The organism is Streptomyces sp. YS-3 (assembly GCF_045257485.1).
Lineage (GTDB): Bacteria > Actinomycetota > Actinomycetes > Streptomycetales > Streptomycetaceae > Streptomyces.
Map to the genome: position 1 here is coordinate 1 of NZ_JBJHPC010000328.1, position 8296 is coordinate 8296.

Sequence of the window (8296 nt, forward strand, 5' to 3'; positions counted from 1 at the left end):
GCGCCGCCGGGGGGCGGGCGGCGGCCCGCCGTGAGGGGCGGCGAGAGCCGTCCGCCCCGGGGCACCGAGGACGCTACGCGCGCGGAATCGCGGCGTGCAATACCCGACGGCCGAATCCGGCCGCCCGGTCTTTGGTCCGCCACGCGCACGCACGTTATCGCGCCTCGTCCGGCCGCACCCCGAAATTCGTCCACGGGTCAACGTTTTCAGCCGTGTTCGGGCAATGGCATTGCCCCTTCCGCGCCGGGGCGAGCATCTTTGTGTCCGGCCGCGACGAGAACCCGTCACGGGACACACATTTCCTCCGTCCCCACGGGTGCCCTCGGGAGCGGGCTGGTCTATGTTGCAGATGTTGTGAGTTGACGTCGGCCCCGCAGAAGGCCCACGGTGCGTCGCCCACCCGAGCCGAACGTCGAGCCGTACGTCCCGGCCAGTGAAAGGGACAGCGCATGCCGAACGCCCTCCACGCATCGGCCTCCTCGGAGCAGCTGGGTCCGATCCCCCGGGAGCTCGCCTCCATCATGTGGCCCGAACTCCCGCCACTGCTCGACGAGATCAAGGCCGAGGTCGTCCGCGCGTACCCGGAGTTCGCGGAGGTCTTCGCGGGTCCGCACGGGCGGTTCGTGCACTCGGCGATCGAGCAGAGCCTGACCATCTTCGTGGACCAGGTGGTGCGGCCCTCGGTGCCCTCGCCGCTGCGGGACGAGATGATCCGTACGTTCGGCCGGTTCGCCGCGTCCCAGGGCGGCAGTCTGGACACCCTGCGCGGCACCTTCCGGGTCGGCGCCCGGGTGGCGCTGCGCCACACCAAGAAGCTGGGCAAGCGCTACAACCTCTCCCCCGTCTTCATGCTGTCCTTCGCCGACACCCTCTTCGCCTATATGGACCAGTTGGAGGCGCTGGCGAGCGAGGGCTACCTCCAGGCCAGATCGTCGGCCGAGGACGACCGGGACGAGCTGCGCCGGAAGATCCTGCGGCTGATCGTCTCCGGCAGCGGCGCCCCCCGGTCCACCCTGGTGGAGCTGGCCGAACGGGCGGGCTGGCAGCTCCCGGAGGAGCTGACCCCGGTCGCGCTGAGCGCCGGCGCCCATCCCGCCCGTACCGCCCTGCACGGCGATGTGCTCATGGACCTCGCGGACCCGCAGCCGTATCTGCTGGTGCCGGGCGCGCTGCACGCGGAGCGCCACGCGTCCCTGGTCCGGGCGCTCGGCGGGGCGCGCGCGGCGGCGGGTCCCACGGTGGGGACGGCCGGGGCGGCCGACTCGCTGCGCTGGGCCCGCCAGGCGCTGGGTCTGGCACTGTCCGGGGTGATCACCGAGGCGCCGGTCGTGCACAGCGCCGACCATCTGGTCACCCTGCTGCTGATGTCGGACCCGGCGCTTCTGGAACTGCTGGCCGCCCGGGAACTGGCCCCCCTCCAGGGCCACACGGAGACCCGCCGCGAACGCCTGACCGAGACGTTGCGGGCCTGGCTCGCCACCCGGGGCACCGCCGCCCAGATCGGCGAGGTGCTGCACATCCACCCGCAGACCGTCCGCTACCGCATGCGCAACCTCGACGCGGCCTTCGGACCCCGGCTGGCCGACCCGGAGCGGCGCTTCGCCACCGAGATCGTGCTGCGCGCGATGCGGCTGCGCGAGCGGGCCGGCCCCTTACCGGACTCCTCGGTCACTCCCGCCCGTACAGCTCCTCGATCTCGCGGGCGTACACGGCGGCCACCGCCCGCCGCCTGACCTTGAGGGACGGGCTCAGCAACCCGTTCTCCTCGGTGAACTCCCCCGCCACCAGCCGGAACCGGCGGATCGACTCGGCGCGCGAGACCGCCGCGTTGGCGTGGTCCACGGCGTTCTGCACCTCCGCGATGAGCTCCTCGTCGTCCACGAGTTCCCCGGCCGGGGTGTCCACGGGCCGCCCGCGCACCGCCAGCCAGTGCTCCAGCGCCTGCGGGTCGAGGGTGACCAGCGCGGCGACGTACGAGCGGTTGTCGCCCACCACCAGGCACTGGCCGACCGGCGGGCGGCTGCGCAGCCGGTCCTCCAGGACACTGGGCGAGACGTTCTTGCCGCCGGAGGTGACCAGGATGTCCTTCTTGCGGCCGGTGATGGTGAGGTAGCCGTCGTCGTCGAACCGGCCGAGGTCACCGGTCGCGAACCAGCCGCCGTCCAGGGCGGCTTCGGTGGCCGCCGTGTCGTTCCAGTAGCCGCCGAAGACGATCGGCCCCTTGACCAGGACCTCCCCGTCGTCGGCGATCCGTACCGAGGTGCCGGGCACGGGCAGGCCGACCGTGCCGGGGCGCGGGCCGAGCGGTGGGGTGATGACGGCGGCGGCGGAGGTCTCGGTGAGGCCGTAACCCTCGTGGACGAGGATGCCGGCGGAGTAGAAGAAGAGACTCAGCTCGCGGTCGAGGGGCGAGCCGCCACTGATGGCGTGCCGCAGCCGGCCGCCGAGCTCCTTGCGGACGCGCCGGTAGACCAGCAGGTCGTAGAGGCCCCGGGCGAGCCGGAGCGCGGGGCCGGGGCCTCGTCCCCTGCCTCGGAGGCGGTCGAGGGCCGCCTCGCCGTAGCGGACGGCGGTCCGGTGGGCGCGGTCGAAGGAGGCGGCGCGCCCCATGCGCTCGGCGGTGGCCCGGCCGGTGTCGTGGATCTTCTCGAAGAGATAGGGCACGCCGACGATGAACGTAGGCCTGAACTCCCTCAGCTGCGGCCGGAGTTCGTCGGGTTTGACGCTCGGCCAGTGGCCTATCTCGATACGGGCCAGCAGACAGCCGATCTGGAGGCTGCGGGCGAGGATGTGGGCGAGCGGCAGGAAGAGCAGGGTGGAGGCGGGCCGGCCGCCGTCCGCGCGGAAGAAGGGGTGGGCGAGCTCGGCGGTGTTGGCGGCCTCGGCGTAGAGGTTGCCGTGGGTGAGCACACAGCCCTTCGGCTTCCCGGTGGTGCCGGAGGTGTAGCAGAGGGTGGCGAGGGTGTCGGGTCCCAGCGCGGCGCGCCGCTTGCCGAGCTCCTCGTCGCTCACGCCCCGTCCCAGGACGGCGAGTTGGGCCAGGGCGCCGTCGTCGATGACGAAGACCCGGCGGCCCTCGGTGGCCGCTCCGGCTGTCCGTACCTCGGCGCCGCTCTCCGCGATCAGCGTCCCGGCGCCCGAGTCGGCGAGGATCCAGTCGATCTGCTCGGCCGAGGAGGTGGCGTAGACGGGTACGCTCACACCGCCCGCCGCCCAGATCGCGAAGTCCAGGACGGCCCACTCGTACCGGGTGCGTGACATCAGGGCGACGCGCCCGCCGGGTTCGAGGCCCGAGGCCATCAACCCCTTGGCGGTGTCGGCGACTTCCCGGGCGAAGGCGGCGGCGGTGACCGGCTGCCAGCGTCCGCCGCGTCTGCGGCGCAGCGCCACCGCGTCCGGCGCCTCGGCGGCGTTGGTGAACGGGATGTCGGCGACGCTGCCCGCCCCGGGGGCGGCGAGCGGGGCGACCCGTACCTCGCGCACCTCACCGCCCTCGCGCACGAGCTCCACCCGGGCCCCGCCGGTGGGGTCACCGCGCCGGACGGCCGTCCTCAGATCCTTCCGTACGCCCATGCGTCGACTCCTCTGCTCGGCTCGGGGCGGAGTGGTACGGAGCACCTACCGGTGGTACGAGAGATGACTGACCCGCCAACTTACCGCCGCGTAACCAGAAATCAATCCCACCGGATGCACCGGGGCGGACTGGCGGAACGGCGGCGGTGCCCGTCGAGGCGCCCGGGACGGCCGGCGCGCCCCTCCCGGCCGGGCCCTCCCGCGCTCACCCGCACGGCCCACACCGCATGCGCCCCACCTGCGGCGGTGTGAGGCTGCCAGGGTGAGCACCGCCAGCGACACCGCGCCCCCGGCAGCCGCCGCGCCGCCCGTGCTGGACGTCCGCCGGCGGAACATCGTGTTCGGCACGATCATGCTCGGGATGCTGCTGGCCGCGCTGGACCAGACGATCGTGGGCACCGCGCTGCCGACGATCGTCTCGGACCTCGGCGGCGCCGCGCACATGTCCTGGGTGGTCACCTCCTACCTCCTCGCGGAGACCGTCGCGACGGCGCTGGTCGGCAAGTTCGGCGACCTCTTCGGCCGCAAGGTGGTCTTCCAGGTCTCGGCGGTCGTCTTCATCACCGGCTCGTTCCTGTGCGGCCTTGCCACCAACATGTCGCTGCTGATCGCCTGGCGGGCGCTCCAGGGCATCGGCGCCGGCGGGCTGATGGTCACCTCGATGGCGCTGATCGCGGATGTCATCCCGCTGCGCGAGCGCGGCAAGTACCAGGGCGCGATCGGCGCGGTGTTCGGCGTCTCCACCGTCATCGGGCCGCTGCTGGGCGGACTCTTCACCGACCATCTGAGCTGGCGCTGGGCGTTCTATGTGAACGTGCCCATCGCGGTCCTGGTGGTCGTCGCCGCCGCCCGCACGATCCCCTCGATCCGCTCGGCCGCCAAGCCGGTCGTCGACTACTTGGGCATCGGGCTCGTCGCGGCCGGGGCGAGCGCCCTGATCCTGGCGACGAGCTGGGGCGGCAACGAGTACGCCTGGTCCTCACCGACCGTCCTCGCCCTCTTCGCGGGCGGGGTGGCCGCGCTGGCCCTGTTCTGCTGGGCGGAGACCCGGGCCGCCGAACCGATGCTGCCGATGCGGCTGTTCCGCAACCCCGTCTTCACGGTCTGCTCGGTCCTCAGCTTCATCGTGGGCTTCGCGATGCTGGGCGCGATGACGTTCCTGCCGACCTACCTCCAGTACGTGGACGGCGACTCCGCGACCGTCTCGGGCGTCCGCACCCTGCCGATGGTGGTCGGGCTGCTGATCGCCTCGGTGTTCAGCGGCACCGTGGTGAGCAGGACCGGGCAGTACCGGATCTTCCCCATCGCGGGCGCCCTGGTGATGGGCGTGGGGCTCTACCTCCTCTCGCTGATGGGCCCGGACAGCGGCGCCTGGCTCGAATCGCTGTACATGTTCGTCCTCGGCATCGGCATCGGCCTGTGCATGCAGGTCCTCACCATCGCCGTGCAGAACACCGTCGACTACGCCGACCTCGGCACCGCCACCTCCGGGGTGACCTTCTTCCGTACGCTGGGCAGCTCCTTCGGCACCGCGGTCTTCGGCACCATCTACGCCAACACCCTCAAGACCAACCTGACGGACGGGATCGCCGCCGCCGCGCGGACGGGCGGGGCGGACCCGGCGGCGATCGCCCGGGCCGCGCAGTCCCCCGAGGGCCTGAAGTCGCTGCCCCCGGCGGCGGCCGAGCCGATCGTCCAGGCGTACGCCGACTCCCTGCACACCGTGTTCCTGTGGACCGTGCCGGTGGCCGCCCTGGGCTTCCTCGTGGCGCTCTTCCTCAAGCAGGTCGAGCTGCGCGACACCGCCCGCTCCTCCTCCACCGACATGGGCGAGGGCTTCGCGCAGCCGTCGGCCGGTGACTCGCAGAAGCTCCTGGAGCTGTCCGTCGGCAGGATCGTCCGCGGTGCGGGCGTCGACACCGCCCGCCATATCGTGACCCGCTCCGACTCGCGGCTCGACATCGCGGGCGCCTGGGCGGTGATGCAGGTGGAGCTGTTCACCAGGATGGTCGGGCACGCGCGCCTCGGCCTGATCGCGGGCCGCCGCCACCTGCCGCCGGAGGTGCTGGTGCCGGTCTTCGAGCGGATGGTCGACGAGGGGTTCCTGACCCGCGAGGGCGCCTACTTCTCGCTCACCGGCGCGGGCCGCCGCGAGGTCGACGCGATCAGCGCGGCCTGGTCCACCTGGCTCAACGAGCAGCTGGAGCGGGACCGGGGGCGCCCGCGCAGCGCCGAGCTGCGGGCCGCCGCCGACACCATCGCCAAGCGGCTGCTCGCCGAGGACCTGGCGAGCGGCCTGCCCCCGGCCGAGCGCGAGCCGGTGGGCGCGGCCAGGTCCTGACCCGGCCGCGCCCTAGCCCCGGTCCCGTCCCCGAGAACGAGGAGCTCCCGTGCCTCAGCCCGTATGCCCCCCGTGGCCGTCGTGGCCGCCGTGTCCGCCCGCGTGGTCGAACTTGAGCGCCTCGGCGGGCGCCACCACGAACGGCCGCATCATGCCCATGTCCTCGTGCTCCAGCAGATGGCAGTGGTACATGAACCGCCCGTACGCCCCGTCGAAGCGGCCGAGCACCCGCACCAGCTGCCCCGCGGGGACCCGGAAGACGTCCTTGTAACCGCGCTCGTTGGGGGCCGTCGGGATCACCCGGTTCGCGTCGAAGGCCACCGGCGTCCGGGTGCCGCCGAGCTTGGGGTCGAACCCGTCCACGGTGTACGCGTCGCGGCCCATCAGCTGGAAGTCGGCCAGGTGGATGTGCATCGGGTGGACGGGTCCGCCGAGGTTGAGGAAGCTCCACTGCTCGAAGGCGCCCTCGGCGACGGTGAACCCGAGGCCGTCGTTGAAGGTGCGGGAGATCCGCCGGTACGTCTTGACCGTGCCGTCGGCGCCCCGCAGCTGGATCACGCCGTCGGCCGCCTCGGCGGGGGCGTCGGCGACCTCCGCCATCTCCCAGATCTCCGGGTGTCCGCCGCCCCCCACGGTGCCGGGCGGGGTGAGCACGACCAGGCGGTGGCCGTGGTGCAGCTGCCCGTGCTCGTACCGCCGGAAGGAGCCGGAGAGCACCTGCGGCAGCGCGAAGTCGTCGCGCTCGTGGCACTCGCGGACCCGGAACTCCATGACGTGGGGATAGCGGACGTTGTTCACCGGGTCCGGCACCCCGGCGGGCTTGCCCGCTCCCTTGTTGACCAGGCGCAGCCGCCTGCCCGCCAGCTCCCGGAAGTCGACGAGCAGGTCCATGCGCTCGGCCGGCGCCACGGTCAGCGCGGGCAGCGCCGCGTCGAAGCCGACCGGAACCGGCGCGGGCAGCAGTCCGCCGTCGCTGCCGATCTGGTGGAGCACCCCGGGCACCGGGTTGTCGTCCTCGTCGAGGAGCACCAGGTCGTAGATGCGGGCGTTGGAGGCGTTGACGAGCCGGAAGCGGTACCAGGCGGCGTCGGTGTCGAGGTGGGGCCAGATGACGCCGTTGACCGTGGTGAACGGGCCGGTGAAGGGGGCCGAGACCGGCCGTCCCGTCTCGGCGTTCTTCGGGTCGACGACGATCGTCTTGTGCAGCAGCCGCCCGTCGAGCCGTCCGTCCTCGTCGGTGTCGAGGTTGCGGTCGATGAGGATCAGCGGGATCTCCCGCTTGCCGCGCGGCAGCCGCAGCGCGTCCTCCTCGTCGTCGCGCACCAGATACGTGCCGACGAGCCCGGCGTAGACGTTGAACCGGGTGATGTTCATGGCGTGGTCGTGGTACCACCACTGCACGGCCTGGTGGTCGTTGGGGTACTCGGCGAGCTGGGCGTCGCCCTCGCCCACCGCGTTGTCGGCCCAGCCGTCGTTGCCGCCGCCGGTCTGGGCTCCGTGCAGATGGGTGACGGTCCAGGCGGGCAGCGCCGCCACGTCCGCGCTGGGCTCGGTGCCCCCGCGGCCGGGTTCGGTGGTGGCGGGCGGGGTGCCCTGCGGGCGCAGCGGCACCTCGACGGCGGTGACCGGGTACTCGCTGCCGCGCGGCACCCGGTTGGTCCAGGCGATCCGTACGCGCTCCCCGCGCCGCACCTCGATGGTGGGGCCGGGCACGGTGCCGTCGTATCCCCACATCAGGGTGGGCGGCAGCTGGCTGTGCAGGCGCACCCAGGCGGGGCGCACGGCGATCTCGGTCTCCCGGCGCACCTCGCCCCCGGCGGGGCGCAGCACCTTCGGTACCGGTAAGCGATCGGTGTACGGGACGAGTTCGTCCCCGGCGATGTCGGACATGTTCTCCCCCTGATCCCGGCCATCGCGGCCGTTCGAGGGAGAAGACGCCGAAAGCCGCGATCCGGTTCAGCTCGTGAACACCGCGTCCAGATACACCCAGGCACCCTCGTAACGGACGAATCGGCTCCGCTCGTGCAGTGAGCCCTCGCCGCCGCCCTCGGTGTAATGGGCCCGGAAGGTGACCTCGCCGGTGGTGTGGAAGGCGGTGCCGTCCTCGGTGTCCAGGATCTCCAGCCGGGTCCAGCGCATCCCCGGGTCGAAGTCCACGGTGGCGGGCCGGTGGTCGGGGTGCCAGGTGCGCAGCAGATACGGCTCGTCGTGGACCGCGAAGGCGCTGAAGCGGGAGCGCATCAGGGCCTCGGCGGTGGGGGCCGCCTGCCCGGCGTGGTAGCGCCCGCAGCACTCGGCGTACGGCGCGGGGAGCCCGCAGGGGCACGCCTGGGGCGTCTTGGGGCGGGCGGGGCGGGAGGTGCGACGGGCCATGTCCCTATC

5 protein-coding genes are annotated in these 8296 nt (G+C 72.7%); 2 read left to right on the plus strand and 3 right to left on the minus strand.

Annotated features, from left to right (window positions below; genetic code table 11):
* The first annotated feature begins 449 nt into the window (after positions 1-449).
* A complete protein-coding gene (locus ACJA3G_RS23750) occupies positions 450-1733 on the plus strand; it encodes a helix-turn-helix domain-containing protein (RefSeq protein ID WP_406555059.1) in 1284 nt (427 codons plus the stop codon).
* Here the strand turns inward: ACJA3G_RS23750 and ACJA3G_RS23755 are convergent.
* Entirely contained in the window at positions 1669-3573 is a 1905-nt protein-coding gene (locus ACJA3G_RS23755; protein WP_406555060.1) for an AMP-dependent synthetase/ligase, read from the minus strand. The two genes, ACJA3G_RS23750 and ACJA3G_RS23755, sit on opposite strands and share 65 nt — an antisense overlap.
* 262 nt (positions 3574-3835) lie before the next feature.
* Here ACJA3G_RS23755 and ACJA3G_RS23760 point away from each other — a divergent pair, with 262 nt between their 5' ends.
* Positions 3836-5914, plus strand: a complete 2079-nt coding sequence (locus tag ACJA3G_RS23760) for an MDR family MFS transporter (protein WP_406555061.1) — start codon at positions 3836-3838, stop codon at positions 5912-5914.
* A gap of 54 nt (positions 5915-5968) precedes the next feature.
* Here the strand turns inward: ACJA3G_RS23760 and phsA are convergent, their stop codons facing one another.
* Positions 5969-7804, minus strand: a complete 1836-nt coding sequence (gene phsA / locus ACJA3G_RS23765) for an O-aminophenol oxidase PhsA (protein ID WP_406555062.1) — start codon at positions 7802-7804, stop codon at positions 5969-5971.
* Between the two features lie 66 nt (positions 7805-7870).
* Positions 7871-8287 (minus strand): YchJ family protein, encoded by a 417-nt coding sequence (locus ACJA3G_RS23770; RefSeq protein WP_406555063.1) that lies wholly within the window; start codon positions 8285-8287, stop codon positions 7871-7873.
* Between the last annotated feature and the right edge of the window lie 9 nt (positions 8288-8296).

Excerpts from the sequence above, each read along its gene's own strand:
- ACJA3G_RS23750 (WP_406555059.1), top strand. The coding sequence starts at position 450 with ATGCCGAACGCCCTCCACGCATCGGCCTCCTCGGAGCAGCTGGGTCCG.
- ACJA3G_RS23755 (WP_406555060.1), bottom strand. The coding sequence starts at position 3,573 with ATGGGCGTACGGAAGGATCTGAGGACGGCCGTCCGGCGCGGTGACCCC.
- phsA (WP_406555062.1), bottom strand. The coding sequence starts at position 7,804 with ATGTCCGACATCGCCGGGGACGAACTCGTCCCGTACACCGATCGCTTA.
- ACJA3G_RS23770 (WP_406555063.1), bottom strand. The coding sequence starts at position 8,287 with ATGGCCCGTCGCACCTCCCGCCCCGCCCGCCCCAAGACGCCCCAGGCG.